Source organism: Arthrobacter sp. Ha26, assembly GCF_059091705.1.
This window is the reverse complement of sequence record NZ_JBNHGX010000003.1, coordinates 393,103-417,909: the sequence shown is the minus strand read 5'-3', so window position 1 is coordinate 417,909 and position 24,807 is coordinate 393,103. Positions and strand designations below refer to the sequence as shown.

Below are 24,807 nucleotides of genomic sequence, written 5' to 3'. Positions count from 1 at the left end.
AACAAAGGACTACGACATGACTGAACTTGTGGACCGTCCCGCCGGAAGAAGGCAGCGCCCCGGCACAACGGCAACTACTGCCTCCGCGGCACCTGAAGCACTGCCCGCCGTCGACGTCGACGTGCTGGGTGAGCAGCTCCTGGGCAAGTGGGCGGCGATCCGGCGCCAGGCGAGGGAGCTTGCCGCACGCCCCCAGCTGCACAAGATCGAGGGGCTCACGCACACCGAGCACCGCGCCCGGGTGTCCGGGCAGCTGAAGTACCTGGTGGAGAACGAGGCGGTGCACCGCGCCTTCCCCCAGTCCCTGGGCGGATCCGATGACCACGGCGGAAACATTGCAGGCTTCGAGGAACTGGTAGTGGCGGATCCTTCGCTGCAGATCAAGGCCGGCGTCCAGTGGGGTCTCTTCGGTTCCGCCGTGATGCACCTCGGCACTGACAGGCACCATGCGAAGTGGCTCCCGGGCATCATGAGCCTGGACATCCCCGGTTGCTTTGCGATGACCGAAACCGGACACGGATCAGACGTGGCCAGCATCGCCACCACCGCCACGTACGACCCTGCAACTGAGGAATTCGTGGTGCACACGCCGTTCCGCGCCGCGTGGAAGGACTACATCGGCAACGCGGCCATTGACGGCCTGGGCGCGGTAGTGTTCGCGCAGCTGGTTACCGGTGGCGTCAACCACGGGGTCCACGCGTTCTATGTAGACCTTCGCGACCCGGAGACCAGGGAGTTCCTGCCCGGCATCGGCGGCGAGGACGACGGCATCAAGGGCGGGCTCAACGGGGTAGACAACGGCCGGCTGCACTTCACCAACGTGCGCATCCCCCGGACAAACCTGTTGAACCGCTACGGGAACGTCGAGGCCGACGGGACCTACAGCTCCCCCATCGCCAGCCCGGGCCGCCGCTTCTTCACCATGCTGGGCACCCTGGTGCAGGGCCGCGTCTCCCTGGACGGCGCTGCCGTGGCAGCCTCCAAGGTGGCGCTGAAGGCTGCCGTTCAATACGCCACCGAACGCCGACAGTTCAACGCCTCCTCCCACACCGAGGAGGAAGTGCTGCTGGATTACCAGCGCCACCAGAAACGCCTGTTCACCAGGCTGGCCACCACCTACGCGGCCAGCTTCGCCCACGAGCAGCTGCTGCAGAAATTCGACGACGTCTTTTCCGGCGCCCACGACACCGATGAAGACCGACAGGACCTCGAAACCCTCGCTGCCGCGCTGAAGCCGCTCAGCACCTGGCACGCGCTGGACACCCTGCAGGAATGCCGTGAAGCCTGCGGCGGCGCCGGTTTCCTCATTGAGAACCGCTTCGCGTCCCTGCGGGCAGACCTTGACGTCTACGCCACCTTTGAAGGTGACAACACCGTTTTGCTGCAGCTCGTGGCCAAGCGCCTCCTGGCGGACTACGCCAAGGAATTCCGCTCCGTCGACTTCGGCGTGCTGGCCCGGTACGTGGTGGGCCAGGCCACCGGGGCGGCCATCCACCGCACCGGGCTGCGGCAGGTGGCCCAGTTCGTCGCTGACACCGGATCAGTGCAGAAGGCCGCCATGGCCCTGCGCGACGAGGAAGGCCAGCGCGCGCTGCTCACCGACCGGGTGCAGACCATGGTGGCCGAGGCCGCCACGGCTCTGAAAGGCACAGGGCGGTTATCACAGGGGAAGGGTGCGGCCCTGTTCAACCGGCACCAGAACGAACTGATCGACGCCGCGCAGGCCCATGCCGAACTGCTCCAGTGGGAGGCGTTCACCGACGCGCTCCGCGATGTTGCTGACCCCGGGACCAGGGCCGTCCTGACCTGGGTGCGGGACCTGTTCGGCCTGTCCCTGATCGAGAAGAACCTGTCCTGGTACCTCATGAACGGCCGCCTCTCGATGCAGCGGGGCCGCACGGTGGGCGAGTACATCAACAGGCTGCTGGTGAAGATCCGTCCGCATGCCCTGGACCTGGTGGACGCCTTTGGCTACGGCGAAGAGCACGTCCGCGCAGCCATCGCCACCGGCGCTGAGAAGGAACGGCAGGACCAGGCGCGCGCCTACTTCCGTGGCCAGCGGGCGAGCGGCAAGGCACCGGTGGACGAGAAGGTCCTGCTGGCGCGTACCGCCGGCCACCGGAACTAAGCGTCCCCGACAGCATTAACGACGACGGCGCCACCCACCTCGCAAGGTGGGCGGCGCCGTCGTCGTCATATGCTTGGCGGTACGGCTAGCCCTGCGCAGGCAGCACAGAGCGGTACACCTCAAGCGTGGTCTCCGTGATGGATTCCCAGGAGAAGTGCTTTTCCGCGCGCTCCCGGCCCGCCTGCCCCATGGCGCGGGCGCGGTCGGGATCAGAGACCACCTCGGTGAGGGCGGCAGCAAACTCCGTGACGAACTTTTCCGGGTCGAGGGGTGTACCGGTGCCGTCGGTGACCTGCTCCAGGTCCACCAGCAGGCCCGTCTGGCCGTGCTCCACCACCTCCGGGATGCCGCCGGTGGCGCTGGCCACCACGGCGGCACCGCAAGCCATGGCTTCGAGGTTCACGATGCCCAGCGGTTCGTAGATGGACGGGCAGGCGAAGGCGGTGGCGTGACTGAGCACCTGGATCAGTTCGTGGCGGGGCAGCATGCGCTCGATGAGCACCACGCCGGTGCGCTCGCGCTGCAGGTCTTCAATCAGGCGGGCTGTTTCGGCAGCGAGCTCGGGGGTGTCTGCGGCGCCCAGGCACAGGACCAGCTGGACGTCGGCGGGAAGCTTCGCTGCCGCGCGCAGGAGGTAGGGGACGCCCTTCTGGCGGGTGTTCCGGCCCACGAACACGACGCTCGGCTTGCCCGGGTCGATGCCCAGCGCGCGCACGGCGTCGTCATTCTCGTCACGTTGCCACATCTCGACGTCGATGCCGTTGTGGACCACGCGTACCTTGGCTGGATCAACGTTGGGGTAGCTGCGCAGGATGTCCTGCCGCATGCCCTCCGAGACCGCGATGATGGCGGCCGCTGCCTCGTAGGCGGTCTTTTCCACCCAGGACGAAAGGGCGTACCCGCCGCCGAGCTGTTCGGCCTTCCAAGGGCGCAGCGGCTCGAGGCTGTGGGCGCTGAGGACGTGCGGAATGCCGTGGAGCAAGGAGGCGAGGTGGCCCGCCATGTTGGCGTACCAGGTGTGCGAATGGACCAGGTCCGCGCCTTCGATGTCCGGGACGATGCGCAGGTCCACGCCCAGGGTCTGCACTGCGGCGTTGGCTGAGCCAAGGTCTTCCGGCACGGCGTAGGACGTCACCGCCGCCCCATGATAGTCGGCGTCGCGCGGAGCCCCAAATGCCCGAACGTGCAGGTCAACGTGCTTACTAAGCACCCTGCTCAATTCGGCTACGTGGACTCCGGCGCCTCCATAGATTTCCGGCGGAAACTCTTTAGTCACAATGTCTATTCGCACAAGACCCAAGGTAGTCCTTCACGCATAACTGTTCTAGTGTGAAGGAGTCCGGGCATGCCGGACTGTCTTGGGGAGTTACGAAGGCGTACAGGAGCGACCACTATGCCGTTGAACAAAAGAGTCCTGGCCATTGTCCTCGCCGGCGGCGAGGGAAACAGGCTGATGCCGCTGACGGCAGACCGCGCGAAACCGGCGGTACCCTTCGCCGGAAGTTACCGGCTGATCGATTTCGCCCTGTCCAACCTGGTGAATTCCCGCTACCTGCAGATCGTTGTGCTCACCCAGTACAAGTCGCACAGCCTTGACCGCCACATCTCCGAGACCTGGCGCATGTCCACTCAGCTTGGCAACTACGTGGCCTCGGTACCGGCCCAGCAGCGCGTGGGCAAGAGCTGGTTCCTGGGCAGTGCCAACGCCATCTACCAGTCGCTGAACCTGATCCACGATGCCAACCCGGACATCGTTGTGGTGGTCGGCGCCGACCACGTCTACCGGATGGACTTCGCCCAGATGGTGGCCCAGCACGTGAACAGCGGAGCCAAGGCAACGGTCGCCGCCGTGCGGCAGCCCCTGCACATGGCCGACCAGTTCGGCGTGATCGAAGTGGACCAGAACGATCCCCAGAAGATCGCCGCCTTCGTGGAAAAACCGTCCAGCACGCCGGGCCTGGCGGCGGACCCGTCGCAGTTCCTGGCCTCCATGGGCAACTACGTGTTCGACGCCGACGCCCTGGTGGCGGCGCTGCACGTGGACGCCGAGCGGCTGGACACCAAGCACGACATGGGCGGTGACATCATCCCCTACTTCGTAAACCAGGGCGAGGCCGGTGTCTACGACTTCACGCTGAACGACATCCCCGGCTCCACGGAGCGTGACCGCACCTACTGGCGCGATGTGGGCACCATCGACTCCTTCTACGACGCCCACATGGACCTGATCTCCCCGCTGCCGGTCTTCAACCTCTACAACTCCGAATGGCCCATCTACACCCGGCAGAGCATTTCGCCGCCGGCCAAGTTCGTCCGAGGCCAGAACAACACGGTAGGTACCGCCCTGGACTCGATTGTTTCCAGCGGCGTGGTGATTTCCGGGGCCGTGGTGGAGGGCTCCGTCCTGTCCAACGACGTGTTTGTGGGAACCAGCAGCCGCGTGGTCGACTCCGTCCTGATGGATAAGGTGTACGTCGGCGAGGGCGCCGTCATCCACCGGGCCATTCTCGATAAGAACGTCAAGGTGCCCTCGGGTGCGGCGATCGGGCTGGATGCCGACCTGGACCGTGCCCGCGGTTTCAAGGTCACGGATTCCGGCATTACTGTGCTGTCCAAGGGCCAGCAGGTGCCGGAACCCGGTGACCAGGAGCGGCGGCTGGCGGCCGCAAACCTCCACCTCGTGCCCAACGCTGTGAAGGCAGCGGCTGCGCTTTACCCCGAGGTCCGGGAGTCCGTGGACAAAGTAGCCGAGACGCATGCTGCGGCAGCAGCGGAGGCCGTGCCGGGAGCACGTATTTCCTGAACCCTTCCTTGTGTTTACTCCTCCGCGGCCCCCGTTTACGGTGGGGGCTGCGGGGAGGAGCAGGCTGTAAAATCAGTACAGTGAACTCCCCCGATCTGACGCCTGAGGAAATCCAGGCCTGCCTCAAGGTCCTCAACACCATCCACGCCTACGACGAGGAACACCCGGACTACGTCTCCGTGCGCCGCGCCACCGGCAAGATGTTCAAGGCCGTCAAGAGGCACAGGCGGGTCACCAAACGGGACTCGATCTCCGAAGCCGACCGGGCGGTCATCGCCCTGACGGCCACCGCCGCGCCGGACCGGATCGACGATGAAACCCGCGGGAACAAACTTGCTTCATCCACCACGGGCAACGTTGCAGGCCACCTCATTAGGTCCCGCCCCTGCTACATCTGCAAGCAGCACTACACCCAGGTGGACGCTTTCTACCACCAGCTCTGCCCCGAATGCGCCGCATTCAACCACGCCAAACGTGATGCCCGGACGGACCTCACCGGCCGCCGCGCCCTGCTCACCGGCGGCCGCGCCAAGATCGGTATGTACATCGCACTCCGGCTGCTGCGCGACGGCGCCCACACCACCATCACCACCCGGTTCCCCAAGGACGCCGCCCGCCGCTTCGCCGCGATGGAGGACAGCGGTGAGTGGCTGCACCGGCTCCGGATCGTGGGCATCGACCTGCGTGACCCCGCCCAGGTCATGGCATTGACTGATTCACTCAACGAGGCCGGCCCGCTGGACATCATCATTAACAACGCCGCGCAGACCGTGCGCCGCTCCGGCAATGCCTACAAGCCCCTGGTAGACGCCGAGGACGAGCCGCTGCCGGCCGCCCTCGAGCCCGCCAACGGCGGCCCCGAGCTGGTGACCTTCGGGCACGCGCACGACAAGCACCCGCTGGCCCTGGCCAGCAGCGTCACCGAGCATCCCGTCCTCGCCGGTGACGCCATCACCTCGCTGGCGCTGTCCACCGGTTCGGCTTCACTGGAGCGGATCGCTTCCGGGACAGCGATCGACGCCGGCGGGCTGGTGCCGGACCTGGCCACCATCAACAGCTGGACCCAGGTGGTGGACGAGGTGGATCCGCTGGAAATGCTCGAGGTCCAGCTCTGCAACGTCACAGCCCCGTTCCTGCTGGTGAGCCGGCTGCGGCAGGCCATGAAGCTGTCCACGGCGCGGCGGAAGTACATCGTGAACGTGTCGGCCATGGAAGGCCAGTTTTCCCGGGCCTACAAGGGCCCTGGCCACCCGCACACGAACATGGCAAAGGCTGCGCTGAACATGATGACCCGCACCAGCGCCCAGGAGATGCTGGACGCCGACGGCATCCTGATGACAGCGGTGGATACCGGCTGGATCACGGATGAACGTCCGCACTTCACCAAGGTCCGGCTTATGGAGGAAGGCTTCCACGCGCCCCTGGACCTGGTGGACGGAGCCGCCCGCGTCTATGACCCGATCGTGATGGGCGAGAACGGCGAGGACCAGTACGGGGTGTTCCTCAAGGACTACAAGCCCAGCCCCTGGTAGACCCAGCTCAACGGCGCAGCCGAATCCTCACCGGAGTAAGCCGCCCCGAAATGCGCGCGGTCAGGCGAGCTGGGTGATCTCCACGCTGACACTGAGCGCCGATCCGCCGCCGCCGGACAGGATGCCCTTCAGCGGGGGCACGTCACGGTAGTCGCGGCCCCGGGCCACGGTGACATGGAAATCCCCCGCAGGCTTGTGGTTGGTGGGGTCCCAGCTCCGCCAGTCACCGTCCCACCACTCCAGCCAAGCGTGCGACTGCCCGGACACGGTCTCGCCAATGCCCGCACTGGACCGTGGGTGCAGGTAGCCCGACACGTACCGGGCCGGGATGCCGCAGCTGCGCAGCGAGCCGATGGCCAGGTGCGCAAGGTCCTGGCACACACCCTTGCGCTGGCCCCAGGCCTCCTCGGCATTGGTGGTAACGGCGGTGGAGCCGGACATGTACGTCATCTCCCCGCGCATCCACTCAAAGACCGCCATAGCGGCCTCGTGCGGGTTCTTCCCGGCCACGACCCCGGGAATGATGCCCAGGACCTCGTCCCCGGGGCCGCTCAGCCGGGACTGGGGCAGCCAGTCGCTGAAGGTGTTGAGCGTCTCGGGCGAGGCCAGGACGTCCCAGCCCGCGATGTCCGAGTCGGATGGGATCTTCTCGGCCCGGTGCACCTCCACCGTGATGTTGGAGACAACTTCGAGGTGCTCATGCGGCATCTGCATGTCGAAGGCGGTGACCCTGGTCCCCCAGTAGTCCCGGTAGGTGCTCACGGCCGCCTGGGACGGGGACACCTTGACCACCGATTCCAGCACCACCTGCTGGGAGTCGGTGAGCGGCGTCATCCGGGCCTCGTTGTAGGACAGGGTGACGCGCTTGTTGTACTTGTAAGCCGTCTTGTGAACGATGCTCAGCCGGGTCATGAAACTTCTCCCACCCAGGCCAGTTCGTCCGCCTGATTGAAGTACTTACGGGAAATGGCGTCCGAGGCCTGGGATACTGCCTTCTGCACCCGCTCCATGTGTTCGGGCAGCTCGGACATGAGGTCGTCCGTGCGGTGGAACTCAAGGAAGGTGCGGGCCTGCCCAACAATCCTGCGGGCGTCATTAATGAAGCCCACCCGCTGGGCGGAGGGATCAAGTTTCGCCAGGCACTCGTCAGCGTCGCGCAGGGCATACACGATGGACCGCGGGAACAGGCGGTCCAGCAGCAGGAACTCGGCCGCGTGCTGGTCGCCAAAGGCCGCGCGGCGGGTGCGCAGGAAGGACTCGTAGGCTCCGGCGCACCGGAGCATGTTGACCCAGGACATGCCTGCGGACAGGACGTCGCGGGTGGAGAGCATACGGGCGGTCATGTCAGCGCGCTCCAGCGAGCGTCCCAGAACGAGGAACAGCCAGCTCTCGTCATGGCTCACCGTGGTGTCGGCGAGGCCGCTGACCATGGCGGTGCGTTCCAGGGTCCAGTTGCAGAAGCGGTAGGTGCCCACCACGTCCTTGCGGTGCTGGCTCAGCCCGTAATACGTGGTGTTCAGGCTCTCCCACAGACCGGACGAAACAGTTTCCCTGGCGCGGCGGGCGTTCTCACGGGCGGCACCGAGCGATCCCGCGATGGAGGTGGCGCTGGTCTTGTCATAGGCCAGGGCGTGCAGCAGCTCCGGCAGGCCGAAGTCCTCGCTTTGCGGGCGCGCGCCCATCACCGCCAGCAGCTCCTGGGCCACGCTCTTGCGTTCCTCCATGGGAAGGTGGTTCAGGCGTTCCAGGTGTACGTCGAGGATACGGGCGGTGCCGTCGGCCCGCTCCACATACCGGCCGATCCAGAAAAGGGACTCGGCAATACGGCTAAGCATTCGCGGTTACCTCCTGCGGGTCCGAAACTGTCAAAGAGATGTGCTGGACGACAGCGGGCCTCATTGCTGCTGCTCCGACTGGCGGTCGCGCCAGTTGCTTTCCACCGGCCACACGGACACCCGTTCGCGGATGGAGACGGAGGGCCGCGGCACGGTTTCCACCGGCACCTGGGGCGAATCGGCCAGGACCCAGGTGTCCTTGGAGCCGCCGCCCTGGCTCGAGTTGACGATCAGCGAGCCTTCTTTCAGGGCCACGCGGGTGAGGCCGCCGGGCAGCACCCAGACGTTGTCGCCGTCGTTCACTGCGAAGGGGCGCAGGTCCACATGCCGGGGTCCGAACTTGTCGCCGCTCAGGGTAGGCACCGTCGAGAGCTGGAGCACGGGCTGTGCAATCCAGCCGCGGGGGTCCGCGATGACCCGCTGGCGGAGGGCATCCAGTTCGTCCTTCGAGGCGTCCGGCCCAATCACCAGGCCCTTGCCGCCTGAACCGTCTACGGGCTTGACCACCAGCTCGGAGAGGTTGTCCAGCGTGAACTCGCGCGCTTCCTTCTCCTCGAGGCGGTAGGTGTCCACGTTGGCGATAATGGGCTCCTCGCTGAGGTAGTAGCGGATCAGGTCAGGGACGTAACTGTAGACCAGTTTGTCGTCGGCCACGCCATTGCCCACGGCGTTGGCGATGGTCACCCCGCCTGCCCGGGCGGCGTTGACGAGTCCGGGGCAGCCCAGCATGGAATCGGCGCGGAACTGCAGCGGGTCAAGGAAGTCGTCGTCGATCCGCTTGTAGATGACGTCCACGCGCTGCTCGCCGGCGGTGGTGCGCATGTACACCCGGTTGCCGCGGCAGATGAGGTCGCGGCCCTCCACGAGTTCAACGCCCATCAGGCCGGCCAGCAGGGTGTGCTCGAAGTAGGCGCTGTTGAACACGCCGGGAGTGAGGACGACGACGGTGGGATCGTCGACGCCCGCGGGCGCGGTTTTGCGCAGGGCCGAGAGGAGCCGGCGCGGGTACTCCTCCACCGGGCGGATGAGCTGCTGGCCGAAGGCTTCGGGCAGGCCCTTGGCCATGGCCCGCCGGTTCTCCAGCACGTAGCTCACGCCGGACGGGACGCGCACGTTGTCCTCCAGCACCCGGAAGGTGCCGGCGGCATCACGGACCACGTCGATGCCGGAGATGTGGACCCGGACTCCGCCAGCAGGCTCGAAGCCGTGCACCTGGCGGTGGAAGTGCGCGCTGGTGGTCACAAGTTGGCGGGGGATCACGCCGTCGGAGACCACCGTCATCTTGTCGTACACGTCGTTGAGGAAGGCCTCGAGTGCGCGCACCCGCTGGGCTACGCCGCGCTCCATCACATCCCATTCCGCAGCGGGAATCACCCTGGGGACGATATCGAGGGGGAACGGGCGCTCCTCACCGGCGAAATCAAAGGTGACACCACGGTCCAGGAAGGTGCGGGCCATCGAGTCCGCGCGCGCGCTGACATCGGCCAACGAGAGCTTGCGCAAAGCGTCCGCCACCTGCTCATAGGAGCCGCGGGCCTGCTGCCCGGGGGCGAACATCTCGTCGTAGGCTCCGGTCCGGCCGGCGGCCGCGGAGTAATCCTGGAATAGGTCTGACATGTCCACAAGCCAACCATCTTTTTGTTTCGAATTCATTACTGCCATCCATTCTGGCGTGTTGGCGGACGCAGCCGGGTTCGTGGATTCCGCAGCTTATCCGGCACAGTAGGTGAGTGCCAGTCAGCAGAAGCCTCCCAGCTCCGGGTCCGGGCGTTCCCGAACGCGCTGACCGGCTGGTCCCGGGCCTCGCCACGGCAGCCGTTGCGCTGGCCGCAGCCTTCCTCGTCCACCGGATGGTTCCCGTCCTTCCCGCCATGACCCTGGCCGTCGTCCTGGGCGTCCTGGCCGCCAACCTGCCGGGCACCGGCGCCTGGACCGCGGGGAGGGGCCGGCCGGGGCTGGACTTTGCCGGGAAGCACCTGATGCGCGGCGGGATCATCATGCTGGGCCTGAAGGTGAGCATCATGGACGTGCTGGGGCTGGGCTGGCTTGCCCTGGTCCTGATCGCCGGCGTGGTGGCGGCCAGCTTCGGTGGAACCTACCTGATCTCCCGGCTGTTCCGGCTGCCGCCGGTCACGTCGCTCCTGGTGGCCACAGGGTTCTCGATCTGTGGCGCCTCGGCGATCGGTGCCATGGCCGCCGTCCGGCGGATCAGGCACGTGGAAACAGTCCTCCCGGTGGCCCTGGTGACCCTGTGCGGAACGCTCGCCATCGGCGTCCTGCCCCTGCTCGTCCATCCCCTGAAACTCTCCGCGCCCGCGTTCGGCGCCTGGACCGGCGCTTCGGTACATGACGTCGGCCAGGTGGTGGCCACCGCGCAGACTGCCGGGACGGCGGCACTTGGGATCGCCGTCGTCGTAAAACTTACCCGCGTGCTGCTCCTGGCGCCCGTGGCCGCCATAGCCGGCGGGCACCAGCGGTGGGCAGGCCGGGGCGGCGCAGGCACAAACGGAAGGGCAGCCGACGGGGGCGCGCAGGCGAAGCTGCCGCCGGTGGTTCCGCTGTTTGTCCTGGGCTTCATGGCCATGGTGGGCCTGCGGTCCACCGGTTGGCTGAGCGACGGGTGGCTGGAGGCAGGGGCGGCGCTGCAGGACATCCTGCTGGGCGCGGCCCTGTTCGGGCTGGGATCGGCGGTGCGCATCCGCACCCTGTTGCACACGGGTGGCCGGGCGCTCCTGGCAGCCCTTGCATCCTGGCTCCTGATCGCCCTGCTGGGGCTGGGTGCCGCCCTGGTGATCACGGCGTGATCTTGGACACCTGCCCCGTGATTAGATAGCTGGGTGCCACATGAAAATCTGCAGCGCGATGAGGCCGCCGCCCGGTCAACCCTGATCAGCACCACCAGTTACGACGTTTCACTGGACCTGCGGCAGGCAGCGGATCCGGAAGTGGCAGGCTACCCCACCCGCAGCGTCATTGACTTCACCGCGCAACCCGGAGCCTCGACCTTCCTGGACTTCATCGGCAGCGGCGTGCACAGCGTGTTCCTGAACGGCAAGGGACTTCGGGTGCAGGACGTGGTGGACGGGGCCAGGATCCGGCTGGACAACCTTCAGGCGGAGAACCAGGTGACCGTCACCGGAACAGCCCTCTACAGCCGCTCCGGCGAGGGAATGCACCGCTTCGTGGACCCTGCGGACGGGCAGTGCTACCTCTACACCCAGTACGAGCCGGCGGACGCACGCCGGGTCTTCGCCAACTTCGAACAACCCGACCTGAAGGCCGCTTACACCTTCCACGTGATGGCGCCGGCTCACTGGCAGGTGGACTCCAACGGAGCGGAGGTCAACCGCACGCTGCTCACCAGCGATCCCGCCACGGCCCGCTGGGACTTCGCCGCCACCGAGCCGATGTCCACCTACATCACCACCGTCCTTGCCGGGCCCTACTTCAAGGCGGAGGACCGCTGGCAGGCAACGCTCGAGGACGGAACAGGCCTGGACGTCCCGCTCGCCCTGTATTGCCGGGCCTCCATGGCAGATTCCTTCGACACCGGCGAGCTCTTCCGGCTGACCAAGCAGGGGCTGGACTTCTTCAACCGGCTCTTCGCCTACCCGTACCCGTGGGGCAAGTACGCCCAGGCGTTTGTGCCCGAATACAACCTCGGCGCCATGGAAAACCCCGGGCTGGTCACCTTCACCGAAAGCTACGTCTTCACCTCCCGCGCCACCGATGCCCAGTACCAGGCGCGGGCCAATACGCTGATGCACGAGATGGCGCACATGTGGTTCGGCGACCTGGTGACCATGCAGTGGTGGGACGACCTGTGGCTCAAGGAATCCTTCGCGGACTACATGGGCACGCTGGGCGTGGACCGGGCTACGGACTGGGACACCGCCTGGGTCAACTTCGCCAACAAACGCAAGGCGTGGGCCTATGTGCAGGACCAGCTGCCCACCACCCACCCGATTGTGGCGGACATCCCGGACCTCGAGGCAGCCAAGCAGAACTTCGACGGCATCACCTACGCCAAGGGCGCGTCCGTACTCAAACAGCTGGTGGCCTACGTGGGCTTCGAGGCCTTCATTGCCGGCTCCCGCGAGTACTTCCGCCAGCACGCCTACGGCAACACCTCCCTGGCCGACCTGCTGGCGGCGCTCCGTGCCGCCTCCGGGCGGGACCTGGCCGGCTGGGCGCAGCACTGGCTGCAGACCTCGGGAATTTCCACCCTGTCGCTGGACTTCGAGGCTGCGGACGACGCCGGCACCCTGGGCCGGGTAGTCATCGTCCAGGAGGCCACGGATCCCGTGACGGGACGGCAGGAGCTCCGGCCGCACCGGCTGCGGGTAGGCTCCTACGACTTGGACGCCGACAACGCCCTGGTGCGGACCGGAAGTTTCGAAACAGACGTGGCCGGTGCACGGACGGAACTCCCCCAGCTCGCCGGCCGGCCCCGCCCCGCGTTCCTGCTCGTCAACGACGACGACCTCACCTACGCCAAGGTCCGGCTGGACCCGGCATCCGAAGCAGCAGTGCGGGCCTCCCTGGACCGGATCGCAGACCCAATGGCCCGAGCCCTCTGCTGGACGGCATTATGGAACTCGGCGCGCGATGGCGAGAGCCCGGCGTCCCGCTATGTGGAGGCAGTGGCCGCGTTCGGTCCGGCTGAAACCGGAATCGGAGTGCTGCTGAACATCCTCGACAACGCAAGCACCGCCGTCGAACGCTACACCACGGTCCAGGAACGAGCAGCCGTCCGCGCTTCCTTCCTGGCCACCGCAGCCGCTGAACTGGACCGGGCACAGCCGGGCTCCGATCAACAGCTGGCCTGGGCACGGACCCTGGCGACACTCAGCAGGCAGGACGACGCCATGCTGCCCCGGCTCAAAGGACTCTTGGACGGGGCCGCGCCGGTGGAAGGCCTGGCGGTGGACCCTGAGCTGCGCTGGCACCTGTGGCATGCCCTGGCGGCGAACGGCCGGGCAACGGTTGCGGAGCTGGACGCCGAGCTGGCCCGCGACACCACAGCCTCGGGACGGGCCGGGCACGCCACAGCGCTCGCTGCCCGCCCGGACCCGGACGTCAAGGCAGCCGCATGGAACGCGGCGGTCCATGGAAATGAACTGTCCAACCAGCTGCTCACTGCCACCATCAGCGGGTTCATGACCTCCCCGCCGGACCTGCTGGCACTATATCTGGAGCCGTACTTCGACTGCCTGCGCAGCGTCTGGGAAGGGCGGAGCATCGAGATCGCGGGCCGGATCGTCCGGGGCCTGTATCCTTTGGCGCAGGACCTTGCAGAAGGCGCGGAGCCGGCCCGTCATCCGGTGGTGCGGCGGACCGACAAGTGGCTGGAATCCAACGCCGACGCTCCCCCGGCGCTGCGCAGGATCATCATCGAGCAGCGCAGCCACTTGCTGCGGGCACTCACGGCGCAGTCCGCGCGGTAACAGCCCCATGTACGGCGCTGCGCGGTGAGGTCCAGGCCCAGCGCGCAGGGGCAGTCCGTGCTCAGCGAAACCGGGGGTCAGTGCGCACGTACGTACGGGATGGGACTCAGGGAACCCGGTGCAGCCACCCGTCCGTGCCGAACTTCGAGTCCACGCGCTCGCGGGCCATGGCCAGTTCAGCGTCTGTCAGTTCGGATGGCGTGGCGGCATACCGCTCGGCGAAGACTTCCATCATGGCGGAGATGATGTCGGTGCGGGCCAAGCCGGTCTGGCGGCGGAGCGGATCCACCCTTTTCTTGGCGCTGCGTGTTCCCTTGTCCGAGAGCTTTTCCTTGCCGATGCGGAGCACTTCCACCATCTTGTCTGCGTCGATGTCGTAGCTCATGGTGACGTGGTGCAGCATTCCCCCGTTGGCCAGGCGTTTCTGGGCAGCCCCGCCGATTTTGCCCTGCTCGGTGGCGATATCGTTCAGCGGCACGTAGAACGCCGTGATGCCCAGTTTCTCCAGCGCGGCCATCACCCACGCGTCGAGGAAGGGGTAGGAATCGGCGAAGCTCAGGCCATCCACCAGGGTCTGCGGCAGGTACAGGGAGTACGTGATGCAGTTGCCCGCCTCCATGAACATCGCTCCGCCGCCGCTGATCCGGCGGACAACCTTGATGCCGTGCTTCGCCACGCCATCGGGGTCGATCTCGTTGCGGTAGGACTGGAAGCTGCCAATGACGGTGGATGGCTCCTGCCAGTCCCAGAACCGGAGGGTGGGGTTGCGGCGGCCGGCGCCCACCTCCTCGGTAAGCACCTCATCCAGGGCCACATTGATTTCGGTGGGCAGGACGGTGGGCGCGATGAGGTTCCAGTGGTGGTCCGCCCAGGACGTGGCCTTGGCCAGGGCGCGCCGGACTGCGATGGCCACCGCGTCGGCAGAGAAGCCGAACAGGGCGGCGTCGGGAGGCAGCGAAGCCAGGACGACGGCGGCAAGCTCGGACGCCGTCGTGCCCTCCGGCAGTCCAGTGAGCCCGCGGTTGATGTCCAGCAGTGCCTCGTCCGGCTCGAGGAAAAAGTCCCCGCTGAGGGAGACGTTGGCCAGCCGGCCGTCCGCGACGTCCAGGTCCACCACCACCAGCTTGCCGCCCGGGACTTTGTACTCACCATGCCGGCGGGACGCGGAATCGGCTGCTGGTGCTGGCGTGGGAGTCATGGCTTCCATCCTGCCCAGAAACCCGTCCGGCGCCAAGCCGGGCGCACAGCAGACGCGCGGCCGTTAACGCGAAAAGCCCGCACCGTTGCTGGTGCGGGCTTCCCTGTGAAGCTTTGGGGCGAGGTGGATTACTTCTTGCCGCCGAAGCCCTTGAAGCGAGCGTTGAAGCGCTCGACGCGGCCGGCGGAGTCCATGATGCGCTGCTTGCCCGTGTAGAACGGGTGGGACTCGGAGGAGATTTCGACGTCGATAACCGGGTAGGTGTTGCCGTCTTCCCACTCGATGGTCTTTGAGGAAGACACGGTGGACTTGGTCAGGAACTTGACGCCGGAAGCCAGGTCGTTGAAAACAACAGCTTCGTACTTCGGGTGGATATCAGACTTCATAATGGGACCTTTGTTCACACAACTGGATTTTGCCAGCTGTCAGGTATGAATGGGATGGCCGGGTTCCGCGCCGAAAGACCCGGGACGGCCAGCTATCAATCATAGCGGATAAGGAAGCTGCCAGCGAACAGCGGCTAGGCCTGGTTGAACTTTGGCTCGGGGACCTCGTCGCGGGGGCGCAGTTCCCAGAACGCCACAGCTGACGCGGCGGCCACGTTGAGGGAGTCAACCCCGTTGCGCATGGGGATTTTGACGGCGAGGTCGACGGCGGCAAGCGTCTCTGCGCTCATGCCTGCGCCTTCGGTGCCGAGCACCAGGGCCAGTTTCTCCGGGTTCCGCGCCGCGACCTTGTCCACATCCTGCGCATCATCGGTCAGCTCCAAGGCGGCCACAGTGAAGCCATGCGCCTTGAGTAAGTGCAGGTCCTGCGGCCAGTCGGTGAGCCGGGCCCACGGCACCTGGAAGACGGTGCCCATGCTCACGCGGACACTCCGGCGGTACAGGGGGTCTCCGCAGCGGGGGGAAACCAGGACGGCGTCGATCTCCAGGGCGGCGGCGGACCGGAAGATGGCGCCCACGTTGGTGGTGGTTGCAATGTGTTGAAGGCACTCAAGGGCGGTAAAACGTCGCCGGGGCTGGGCACGAAAAATCGCACAGCGTGCGGAAACCTGGATTTGCACCTATTCTTCGTCCGCCTCTGGCAGCTTTTCCAGAGCCTTGCCTGTCAGTTTGGCTGCTGCATACCCAGCGGGGAGCCCACCGCCAGCATCCAGGCCGAGGGCATCAACTATCGCCTTGAGCTCGGGGCAGTCGGTTCCAAGATGCAGAAGGGTGTTACTGACGTAGAGCATCACGATGAGTCCGACGGTCCACACGATGACGCGCCGATCTGCCAGCGAGAGAGTTCGAACTGCTGGTGACTGCTCGATGGACGCTGCAAGGTCGGGATGGGTTTCGAAGAATTCGTCGGTCAGACCCTGGAGTTGCTGCTCGTCCAGTCGTTCCCTGAAGGTGGAGGCAGTTGCGAGGAGCCCTGAAAATGCCGGGTTATCCAGGGTAAAGGCTGTTTGCTTCGCCATGGTCAGGAGTGTGGTCTGGAACTGGTTCTCCTTTGCCCAGTCACCCAGGGCATTGAAAGAAGGAATCAAATCCTTGAGCATCAGGTTGTGGGATTCAACGAGCATCTTACTAACGCTGTTGATGCCAGAGGAGTCGATCAGCAACTTATGGAATTCGGCCAGACGGTTCACGGGGTAGGCCATCTCCATTGCTGGCACGATGCTGTTTTGAAGTGTCGTCATGAGTGGTTCAATCGCCATCTTGCCGTAGTCAGGGAACATCTTGCTGAGGTCCGGCATCAAAGCGCTCATGTCAACGATGGGCGACTGATACAGACCGGCCAGAATGCTGCCAGCATTGACTTGCTCGAAGAACGCTGTGCTGGCGATCCGCTCCGCCTCACTTGAACTCATGATTCAAGCCTACTTACCAGGGCTGACAATTCCGGGCCGATCATTGCTTGCCCGGCACACTGCAGCCGTCCAGGTCGGTCGCAGACCGCATGAAGCCCACCCTCGGCCCACGAACGACGCGGCTCCCGGAACCTAAAACCGCGCGTGGGCACTCCTCCCAGTGCCGTGCCCCTTGTTCCGGTCTGCACCCTGACAGCGTCGACTCGGACTCAAGGACCTGCTCAGCCGCCGCGATTGCCCATATCCGGAGCTACACCGTTGGGTCGAAGGGGTCGACGATCACACCGTTTCCGAGGGCTCGCTCGGAGTTTCCGCTTCCGTCCATCCAGGCGAGGACATCGAACACGCGCAGGATGGGCACCTCGACCCCGAGCCCGGCGTCCTCGCGCAGGCGGATAAGTCGATTCCAGAGCGCATTGTTTTCGGCGCGGAACTCCTCGTGAAGTGGCTGCCACTGCCGGGATGCTCCGTTGAAGACGGCCGCGAGGATCACCTGGTCGATGATGGGAACCAGACGTGGCCGCTTGCGGGCCAGGAGCTTTGTCGCACGCGTCTGACCGATCTGAGGCAACGAAAGCAGCGCCGTATACAGGTCTCGGACCGGCGCGAACTCGGGCCCTTCCGTCGTATCCAGAGTGATGAAGTCGCGATCCGGGCCGATGTGCTCCAAGAGCACCTCAAACTCGCGGCGTCTGCCCTGGAGAAGGCCGACGGCCGCTCCCCCGCCGATGGGCGCAGACAGCAGGGAGCAGGCAACCAGGTCATCGGCCGTGAAGGTGTTGGTCGAGGCAGAACGCATCCCACTCGGGTCGAACGTATCCCAGCGGCCGCCACTGAATCCGCCGCGTGTCACGCCAAGAGGCGCAAAGTAGTGCCGGAGAACTTCCACGGCGCGGAATTCTGCGCCTGGCTCGAGGCTCGCTGTCAAGGTGATGGCCACAGCGACCATCATTCCACCCGCCGTGGTTCTTCGAGCTCAGGCAGGGCCCGTGAAGCGAAAAGCACCACCGCGAAAGTTTTGTGGAACCTGATTCAGGACTTGTTCGCGTAGTTGTCGAGGTGCTGACGGACAACGGCGATGTCTCTCCCAAGGTCGCGCATGATCCGCTTCGATTTGATGACGAACGCGGACTTCTCGATCACCACGAGACACAACCCGTTCTCGCGGATGAGCAGATTCTTGCGCTCGTCGTAGCGACGGCGCTGCTCGCCGCGGCCGACGCCGGATACGGTCTGGCGTCGGTCGAAGAATGGCGAGGGCTTCGAATGCTTCTCCTCCTGGACCGCTGGCGCATCACGTATGACCGCGATACCAACTCCGATGGCGTCGAACTCCCTCGCCCCCGGGGCTCTTGATGTCATTCGATCGGATGTGTGGATTATTCCGATCATGGTCTCGGCGTGAGGAAGGGCGTGGGATGGGGGCGCACGGTACCGCGGCCCTCGCTTGAGGAGGGGGATCCCGTTGTGCCAGACCAGGCGCGATGTGGCGCCTATATAAGTACAAACAAGGAAAATAAGTACCGGTGATCGTGTTCTGGGGCGCTAGAAGTGCGTTCGCGACCAAATTTACGGTTAAAGGTACGGAGCGGATCAGCTCTGGAGGCGAACGGCCAGGTCGGCATCACAAGTTCGCCAACAACACATCAACCTTTCTTTAAGGGGTGGCTAGGGAGTGTTATGGCTTCAGGGTTCAAAACGCGAAGTTTCAGAACTGCAAAGGCGCTGCAAATTCCTACTCTTGATCCTGGCGGTTGAGGCGGTCTTCATCCTTCCGCTGTGGTTGAGCTGGCTCGCGGAGGACGTTCCTGGTGAGACGTACGCCCACAATCTCCCGTTTGGAATTCTGATGCTCGGCGGCTGGACTGTCCTGCTGATCGCCCCGTCCTTGTCTGTGCGTACGGCGTTGACTGACGAGCATTTTCCGTGCTTTAGATTTGCGTTGCGCTCAGGAAGGCTCCCGCTCGCTAGCCTGTTCGGCGACTGGAGCCAAGAGCTGGAAATGTGGCGTCGTCATTACCGGCTGGTTCTCCGGCTTGCGCCAATTGTCACCACTGCCGGCCTTGCGCTCGATGTCTGTGGATTGCTGGTCGAGCCGCAGGAGCGCACTTTTTATGCTCTCGCCGCCGTAGGTGTGGCGATAGCTGGCCCCGTTGCTTACGCTTCAGCTGCCATGAAACTCTGCAACATCATTATTTTGGGGAGGGAACTTCAGGTTCAACAGCGCATCTTGGCGTGCTATCGCGAATCTGACTAGGCGTCGGTTCCGGGTATTCTCCAACACTGGGTGGTTCCTCATCCTTGTGGCTCGCCGCGGCGCCCCACATGCGGTTCCTGCCGGCCCAGGACGAGCTTGTTGGCACCCTGCGAGGGAGTGCCGCGAGAGCCTTGGCTCTTTTGGCCTGCAGCTCTGTAGGCACTGGGAGTGATTCCGATGTCCCGAAGGAAGCGACGATTGAAGTTTGAAAGGTTGCTGAACCCCACCTCGTAGCAGATGTCGGAAATCGGTTTGTCGCTGTGGTCAAGCAGGCGGCGCGCGTGAGCGAGCCGGAGCTTGCGGACCAGATCGCTGAAGTTCTGGCCGGTACCACGTTTGAAGGACTTCGAAAAAGTACCCTCCGGCATGCCCACCAGCGCTGCCGCCTCAGACATCCGCACATTTCCTGCGTGGTTGTTGAAAACGTATTCGAGGGCGATGTCCACCACGGCCGCCGCCTCGCCATCGAGCTGGGGCCTGAACCATTCCTCCGCCAGATATCGGCGCTCTTCCTGCGGGGCACGGGTGAGAACTACGAATAGGTCAAGCAGGTGGCGGAATCGTTCCAGTCCTGTGGTCGATCCCATCGCTTCGATAGCCATGGCAGCTGCTTCCGCTGAGGGGCCAAGGAACTCGATGCCGCGCGCCGACTGAGCAAGAAGGCGCTTCACCTCGGCAATCTCCGGGACCAGCGCCGCAGTTTGCTCAACCCATTTTCCGTCGAACTGGATCACGGCGTCCCGTTTTTCAAGGACCTCCCCGGGTTCGAGGTCGCTTACCCAGTCGTGCGGCAGACCGGCCCCGACTATTGAGACATGGCCGGCGTCGAACGTACCGATGTAGTCCCCCACGATGAATCGGCCGCTGCCCTTCCGGATGAGATGGATCTCGTACTCCGGGTGGTAATTCCAGCGTGCGACGGGGCTTGGATAGTCATGCTGGTGCCAGCGGACGGAGTGATTGGGGTCGGGTGGAATGACCTCGCGGTTGGCCCGCATCCCCATCAGCCTTTCCGCCAGCCTGGCAGCAGCTTCATCGTCAGGGTCGACAGCACTCACCGGTTGTTCCTCCTCCTCCTACGTCCATGCAGAATGGACACGCGCGTGTCACCCAGCTCCCAAACTCCCGGCCCGCTGCGGTGAGACCATGCAAATAAGTATCAGCATTCTTCAATTACGACGCTAGTTGTGCTCCAGCCCATGCCCCTATCGTTGGTGAACATCAGCGGGGTATGCCGGTTCCGGCGTCCCGTTCCCAGCGGTCCCGGTAGCCGACGCAGCAGTCGGCTGACCGGACCTGCTCCCCTTGAAGAACAAAGGAGTCCTTAATGCGCCCTAAATTCCGCGCTGCCTCGATGGCCGCAGGTGCCCTCTGTATCGCTCTTTCTGCCTCAGCCTGCTCCGGTGCCGGGGGTGGCACATCAGCGGGAGACGAGAACAGCATCAACGTGCTGATGGTGAACAACCCGCAGATGGAAGATTTGCAGAAGCTCACGGCAGATAACTTCACCAAAGACACCGGAATAAAGGTCAACTACACCGTGCTTCCGGAAAATGACGTCCGGGCAAAGATCAGCCAGGAATTCTCGAGCCAGGCGGGCCAGTATGACGTAGCGTCACTGTCCAACTACGAGATTCCGTTCTACTCGGCGAACGGCTGGCTGGCCCCGGTTGATAACGTGGCAAAGGATCCGGAGTTCAATCAGAAGGACATCCTCCCGGCCTATACCGCCTCTCTCACCGGCAAAGACGGCAAGCTGTATGGCGAGCCCTTCTACGGTGAGTCCTCCTTCCTGATGTACCGCAAGGACGTTTTCGATGCCAAGGGCCTCACCATGCCGGAGAAACCGACATGGGACCAGGTCGCCGACCTGGCTGCCAAGGTTGACGGCGCACAGCCGGGCATGAAGGGCATCTGCCTGCGCGGCCAACCGGGTTGGGGCCAGGTGTTCGCGCCGCTGACGACCGTGGTGAACACCTTTGGCGGGACGTGGTTCGACAAGGACTGGAACGCTAAGGTCAACTCCCCCGAGTTCACGGCAGCCACCGACTTTTACGTCAACCTGGTCCGGGCGCATGGTGAAGCAGGAGCCGCGCAGGCCGGCTTCACAGAGTGCCTGAACAACATGGGTCAAAGCAAGGTTGCCATGTGGTACGACGCCACGTCGGCCGCCGGCGCTCTTGAGGCGGACTCTTCCCCCGTGAAGGGCAAGATTGGCTACGCCCAGGCCCCGGTCAAGGAAACAAAGTCTTCCGGATGGCTGTGGACCTGGTCCTGGGGCATCCAGGCCGCATCGAAGAAGCAGGACGCGGCAGGAAAGTTCATCGCCTGGGCCAGTTCGAAGAAGTACGAGGAACTCGTCGCCTCGAAGCTGGGTTGGGCCAAGGTTCCCTCGGGTAAGCGTATTTCCACTTACGAGAACGCCGAGTTCCAGAAGGCCGCGCCTTTCTTCACCGCCGAGCGCTCCGCCATCGAAAACGCGGACCCGAAGAACCCCGGTGTCCAGGAACGCCCCGTCGTGGGCATTCAGTTCGTGGGTATCCCTGAGTTCGCTGACCTTGGCACCACGGTCTCCCAAGGTGTCAGCTCGGCCATCGCCGGACAGGGCACTGTCGCCGATGCACTGGCCAAGGGCCAGGACGCGGCCCAAAAAGTCGGCGATAAGTACAAGAAGTAACCACCAAACGAACGCTGCTGTGACCCGTCGCCGGGCGGGTCACAGCACCGCAGGAGACCACCATGAGTACCGCAACAGCGCGTATCGTCCGTCCGGGACACAGCGCAACCAAACCTTCCAAGAACGTCAAATCCCGTGAACGTGCCCTGGCCTGGGCACGGCGTGCGCCGCTGCTGCCGGCCCTGATCTTCCTGATCGTCGTCACCCAGCTTCCCTTCGCGGTGACCCTGATCATCTCCTTCATGAACTGGAACAGCCTCCGGCCGGACCAGACCGGATTCGCCGGATTCGACAACTACGTTCAGGTCCTGACCAACGCCGACCTCCGCCAGGCCATCGTCACCACCATCGTCCTCACCGTCTCCGTGGTCCTCGCCAGCCTCCTCATCGGCCTGGGCCTGGCACTGCTGCTGGACAAGAAGTTCATCGGACGGGGACTGGCGCGCACACTGCTGATCGCACCCTTCCTCGTCGTTCCCGTGGCGGCCGCGCTTATCTGGAAACACGCTTTGCTGAACCCGACCTATGGCCTGATCAACGGAACCCTGACCTGGATCTGGTCCCTGTTCGGCAGCAACAACCCGCCCCAGCCGGACTTCCTTTCCCAGGCACCGCTCATGGCAGTGATCTTTTCCTTGGTCTGGCAGTGGACACCGTTCATGATGCTGATCCTGCTGGCCGGTCTGCAGTCCCGGCCCATGGACACGATCGAGGCCGCCCAGATGGACGGCGCCACTCCCTGGGTCATCTTCCGGGACCTGACGCTGCCGCACCTGCGCCAGTACCTCGAGCTCGGCGGACTGCTCGGCGCGATCTACATCGTGCAGAACTTCGACGCCGTCTTCACCCTTACATCAGGCGGCCTGGGAACGGCGAACCTGCCGTATGCGATCTACCAGACCTTCTACTTCGCCAACGAATACGGCCTCGCATCAGCTGCAGGCGTCGTCGTGGTCATCGGCACGATCATCGTGGCGACCTTTGCGCTCCGCACCGTTTTCTCGCTCTTCAAGAAGGAGGCAGCACGATGAGCACCCTCAGCCCTGCCGCACCCCAAAGCACAGCACCGGGCCCGACTGCATGGAACAGCGCACCCCGCCGCCGCGGCAAGAGCCGCATGGATCCGACACGGAACAACACCGCCGCCGGCGTCGCCGCGTGGCTGCTCGCCCTGCTTTTCGCAACGCCCGTGCTCTGGATGATACTGACCTCGTTCCATTCCGAGACGGACGCCGCAACCAACCCACCCTCCATGGCAGCGAATCTGACACTGGACGCCTACAAGGAATTTTTTGGTGCGAGCTCGGGCGTCAGCCCCTGGCCGCCCCTGATCAACTCCGCCACTTCCTCGATCATCTCGACCCTGCTGGTCTTGGCACTGTCCATCCCGGCCGCGTACGCACTGTCCATTCGCCCGGTTAATAAGTGGACGGACGTCATGTTCTTCTTCCTGTCGACAAAAATGATGCCCGTCGTCGCCGCGATTCTGCCCCTCTACCTGTTCGCCAAAGCAGCCGGGGCACTGGACAACATCTGGTTTCTGATCCTGATGTACACGTCCATGAACCTGCCCATCGCGGTATGGATGATGCGCTCCTTCCTCGCCGAAGTACCCGAAGAAATGCTCGAAGCAGCCCAGATCGACGGCGCGGGCTTGCTCCTGATCCTGCGTAAGATCATCGCCCCGGTGGCCATGCCCGGCATCGCCGCGACCGCACTGATCTGCTTCATCTTCAGCTGGAACGAACTCCTCCTGGCACGGGTACTCACCGGCGTCGTCGCGGGAACCGCCCCGGTCTTCCTGACCGGTTTCGTCTCCAGCCAGGGCCTGTTCCTCGCCAAGGTCTGCGCGGCCGCCGTCGTCATCTCCCTGCCCGTGCTGTTCGCCGGGTTCGCCGCGCAGGACAAACTCGTCCAGGGCCTCTCGCTCGGCGCCGTCAAGTAACCCCTTTTACCGATTTCCATAAAAAGGACACCTCAAATGACAGCACACGCCACCCAGCCCAGCACCCGGGCAATCCACGAACTGCCAGCCAATATGCGCGCATCAATTCTCAAACGCCAGGGTGAGATGGTTCTGGAAACCCTGCCCCTGCCCCAGCTCGATGCCGACCAGGTCTTGGTCCAGGTCGCTGCCGTCGGCGTCTGCGGCAGCGACGTCCACTACTACGAGCACGGAAGGATCGGCGACTGCGTCGTCGACCACCCGCTCATCCTCGGCCACGAGCTCTCCGGCAGGATCGCCGCCGTCGGCAGCAACGTCGACCCGGCACGCATCGGCAAGCGCGTCGCCGTGGAACCCCAGCGGCCCTGCCGTACGTGCGAGCAGTGCAAGGCCGGCCGCTACAACCTTTGCCCGGATATTGAGTTCTACGCCACCCCGCCGGTCGACGGTGCCTTCACTGAGTACGTCACCATCCAGTCGGACTTCGCCTTCGACATCCCCGACAACGTCAGTGACGAGGCGGCCGCCCTCATCGAACCGCTCTCCGTGGGCCTGTGGGCCTGCGAACGCGCAGGTGTTCGTCCCGGTAGCCGCGTCCTGATCGCCGGGGCAGGGCCCATCGGAATCATCGCCGCGCAAGCGGCCCGTGCCTTCGGTGCCACGGAAATTTATGTCAGCGACATCGCCGAGGACAGGCTCGCTTTTGCCCTGCAGAACGGGGCAACCCACGCCCTCAACGTGCGCACCGACACCGTGGAGGGGCTGGACGTTGATGCCTTCATCGATGCCTCCGGCGCCCCCCAGGCCGTCCGTTCCGGTATCAAAGCCGTCGCCCCTGCCGGCAAGGTGATCCTGGTCGGGCTAGGAGCCGACGACGTCGATCTCCCGGTGTCCTATATCCAGAACCGGGAAATCTGGCTCTCCGGGGTCTTCCGCTACACCAATACCTGGCCCTTGGCGATCCAGCTCCTCGCCGACGGAAAGGTCAACCTCGACGTCCTGGTCACGGGGAAGTTCCCCCTGGCAGAAGCCGAGAACGCGCTCAACGCCGGCAAGCAGCCCGGCCAACTCAAAGCCGTCGTCTACCCCGGCCGCTAACCCTGCCGGCTCACCTCAACAAGCACACT

General features: G+C 64.7%; 20 protein-coding genes and 1 pseudogene. 10 read left to right on the top strand and 11 right to left on the bottom strand.

Annotated elements, in window-relative coordinates:
• Positions 1–16: 16 nt before the first annotated feature.
• Positions 17–2,128: an acyl-CoA dehydrogenase family protein gene (locus AC5RVY_RS10405; protein WP_493954622.1), complete on the top strand. Its 2,112-nt coding sequence runs from the start codon at positions 17–19 to the stop codon at positions 2,126–2,128.
• 85 nt (positions 2,129–2,213) lie between these two features.
• On the opposite strand, the gene glgA is transcribed toward AC5RVY_RS10405, so the two are convergent.
• Entirely contained in the window at positions 2,214–3,419 is a 1,206-nt protein-coding gene (gene glgA, locus AC5RVY_RS10400) for a glycogen synthase (RefSeq protein WP_493954621.1), read from the bottom strand.
• Positions 3,420–3,521: 102 nt separating this feature from the next.
• Between glgA and glgC the strand changes: the two genes are divergently transcribed.
• Both glgC and AC5RVY_RS10390 read left to right on the top strand, forming a co-directional pair.
• Entirely contained in the window at positions 3,522–4,931 is a 1,410-nt protein-coding gene (glgC, locus tag AC5RVY_RS10395; protein ID WP_493954620.1) for a glucose-1-phosphate adenylyltransferase, read from the top strand.
• Positions 4,932–5,011: 80 nt separating this feature from the next.
• Positions 5,012–6,463 carry an SDR family NAD(P)-dependent oxidoreductase gene (locus AC5RVY_RS10390; protein ID WP_493954619.1) on the top strand — a complete coding sequence of 484 codons (1,452 nt, stop codon included), beginning with the start codon at positions 5,012–5,014 and terminating at the stop codon, positions 6,461–6,463.
• Between the two features lie 60 nt (positions 6,464–6,523).
• Here AC5RVY_RS10390 and AC5RVY_RS10385 read toward each other — a convergent pair whose 3' ends face one another.
• The 3 genes from AC5RVY_RS10385 to AC5RVY_RS10375 are packed head-to-tail and all read right to left on the bottom strand — an operon-like array spanning position 6,524 to position 9,915.
• Positions 6,524–7,375, bottom strand: a complete 852-nt coding sequence (locus AC5RVY_RS10385; protein WP_493954618.1) for a transglutaminase family protein — start codon at positions 7,373–7,375, stop codon at positions 6,524–6,526.
• Positions 7,372–8,298: an alpha-E domain-containing protein gene (locus AC5RVY_RS10380; RefSeq protein WP_013600945.1), complete on the bottom strand. Its 927-nt coding sequence runs from the start codon at positions 8,296–8,298 to the stop codon at positions 7,372–7,374. Before AC5RVY_RS10380 ends, AC5RVY_RS10385 begins: the two co-directional genes overlap by 4 nt.
• 60 nt (positions 8,299–8,358) lie before the next feature.
• On the bottom strand, positions 8,359–9,915 hold the full coding sequence (locus AC5RVY_RS10375) for a circularly permuted type 2 ATP-grasp protein (RefSeq protein WP_493954617.1): 1,557 nt from the start codon (positions 9,913–9,915) through the stop codon (positions 8,359–8,361).
• A gap of 113 nt (positions 9,916–10,028) precedes the next feature.
• On the opposite strand from AC5RVY_RS10375, the gene AC5RVY_RS10370 reads away from it, so the two are divergent.
• Both AC5RVY_RS10370 and pepN read left to right on the top strand, forming a co-directional pair.
• The gene (locus tag AC5RVY_RS10370) at positions 10,029–11,102 is read left to right on the top strand and encodes a YeiH family protein (protein WP_493954616.1); all 1,074 of its coding nucleotides are present in this window, start codon (positions 10,029–10,031) and stop codon (positions 11,100–11,102) included.
• A 33-nt stretch (positions 11,103–11,135) separates the two neighbouring features.
• Complete coding sequence (pepN, locus tag AC5RVY_RS10365) at positions 11,136–13,745, top strand: aminopeptidase N (RefSeq protein ID WP_493954615.1); 2,610 nt, start codon at positions 11,136–11,138, stop codon at positions 13,743–13,745.
• A gap of 106 nt (positions 13,746–13,851) precedes the next feature.
• On the opposite strand, the gene lplAB is transcribed toward pepN, so the two are convergent.
• The 6 genes and pseudogenes from lplAB to AC5RVY_RS10335 form a co-directional block, all read right to left on the bottom strand.
• The gene (lplAB, locus tag AC5RVY_RS10360) at positions 13,852–14,943 is read right to left on the bottom strand and encodes a lipoate-protein ligase LplAB (RefSeq protein WP_493954614.1); all 1,092 of its coding nucleotides are present in this window, start codon (positions 14,941–14,943) and stop codon (positions 13,852–13,854) included.
• 128 nt (positions 14,944–15,071) lie between these two features.
• Positions 15,072–15,329: a type B 50S ribosomal protein L31 gene (locus AC5RVY_RS10355; protein WP_009358283.1), complete on the bottom strand. Its 258-nt coding sequence runs from the start codon at positions 15,327–15,329 to the stop codon at positions 15,072–15,074.
• A gap of 134 nt (positions 15,330–15,463) precedes the next feature.
• Positions 15,464–15,934 (bottom strand): annotated as a pseudogene (locus tag AC5RVY_RS10350) (TrmH family RNA methyltransferase); the annotation flags it as partial.
• A 75-nt stretch (positions 15,935–16,009) separates the two neighbouring features.
• Positions 16,010–16,801: a hypothetical protein gene (locus AC5RVY_RS10345; RefSeq protein WP_493954613.1), complete on the bottom strand. Its 792-nt coding sequence runs from the start codon at positions 16,799–16,801 to the stop codon at positions 16,010–16,012.
• 250 nt (positions 16,802–17,051) lie between these two features.
• Entirely contained in the window at positions 17,052–17,741 is a 690-nt protein-coding gene (locus AC5RVY_RS10340; RefSeq protein ID WP_493954612.1) for a DUF6308 family protein, read from the bottom strand.
• A 92-nt stretch (positions 17,742–17,833) separates the two neighbouring features.
• Positions 17,834–18,193 (bottom strand): hypothetical protein, encoded by a 360-nt coding sequence (locus tag AC5RVY_RS10335; RefSeq protein WP_493954611.1) that lies wholly within the window; start codon positions 18,191–18,193, stop codon positions 17,834–17,836.
• 283 nt (positions 18,194–18,476) lie between these two features.
• On the opposite strand from AC5RVY_RS10335, the gene AC5RVY_RS10330 reads away from it, so the two are divergent.
• Positions 18,477–19,058 carry a hypothetical protein gene (locus AC5RVY_RS10330; protein ID WP_493954610.1) on the top strand — a complete coding sequence of 194 codons (582 nt, stop codon included), beginning with the start codon at positions 18,477–18,479 and terminating at the stop codon, positions 19,056–19,058.
• A 38-nt stretch (positions 19,059–19,096) separates the two neighbouring features.
• On the opposite strand, the gene AC5RVY_RS10325 is transcribed toward AC5RVY_RS10330, so the two are convergent.
• Complete coding sequence (locus AC5RVY_RS10325; RefSeq protein ID WP_493954609.1) at positions 19,097–20,116, bottom strand: AraC family transcriptional regulator; 1,020 nt, start codon at positions 20,114–20,116, stop codon at positions 19,097–19,099.
• A 269-nt stretch (positions 20,117–20,385) separates the two neighbouring features.
• Between AC5RVY_RS10325 and AC5RVY_RS10320 the strand changes: the two genes are divergently transcribed.
• From AC5RVY_RS10320 to AC5RVY_RS10305, 4 genes are all read left to right on the top strand, one after another.
• Positions 20,386–21,735 carry an ABC transporter substrate-binding protein gene (locus tag AC5RVY_RS10320; protein ID WP_493954608.1) on the top strand — a complete coding sequence of 450 codons (1,350 nt, stop codon included), beginning with the start codon at positions 20,386–20,388 and terminating at the stop codon, positions 21,733–21,735.
• Positions 21,736–21,797: 62 nt separating this feature from the next.
• Positions 21,798–22,766 (top strand): carbohydrate ABC transporter permease, encoded by a 969-nt coding sequence (locus AC5RVY_RS10315; protein WP_493954607.1) that lies wholly within the window; start codon positions 21,798–21,800, stop codon positions 22,764–22,766.
• Positions 22,763–23,680 (top strand): carbohydrate ABC transporter permease, encoded by a 918-nt coding sequence (locus AC5RVY_RS10310; RefSeq protein WP_493954606.1) that lies wholly within the window; start codon positions 22,763–22,765, stop codon positions 23,678–23,680. Before AC5RVY_RS10315 ends, AC5RVY_RS10310 begins: the two co-directional genes overlap by 4 nt.
• Before the next feature lie 36 nt (positions 23,681–23,716).
• Positions 23,717–24,778: an NAD(P)-dependent alcohol dehydrogenase gene (locus AC5RVY_RS10305; RefSeq protein ID WP_493954605.1), complete on the top strand. Its 1,062-nt coding sequence runs from the start codon at positions 23,717–23,719 to the stop codon at positions 24,776–24,778.
• Positions 24,779–24,807: the final 29 nt, after the last annotated feature.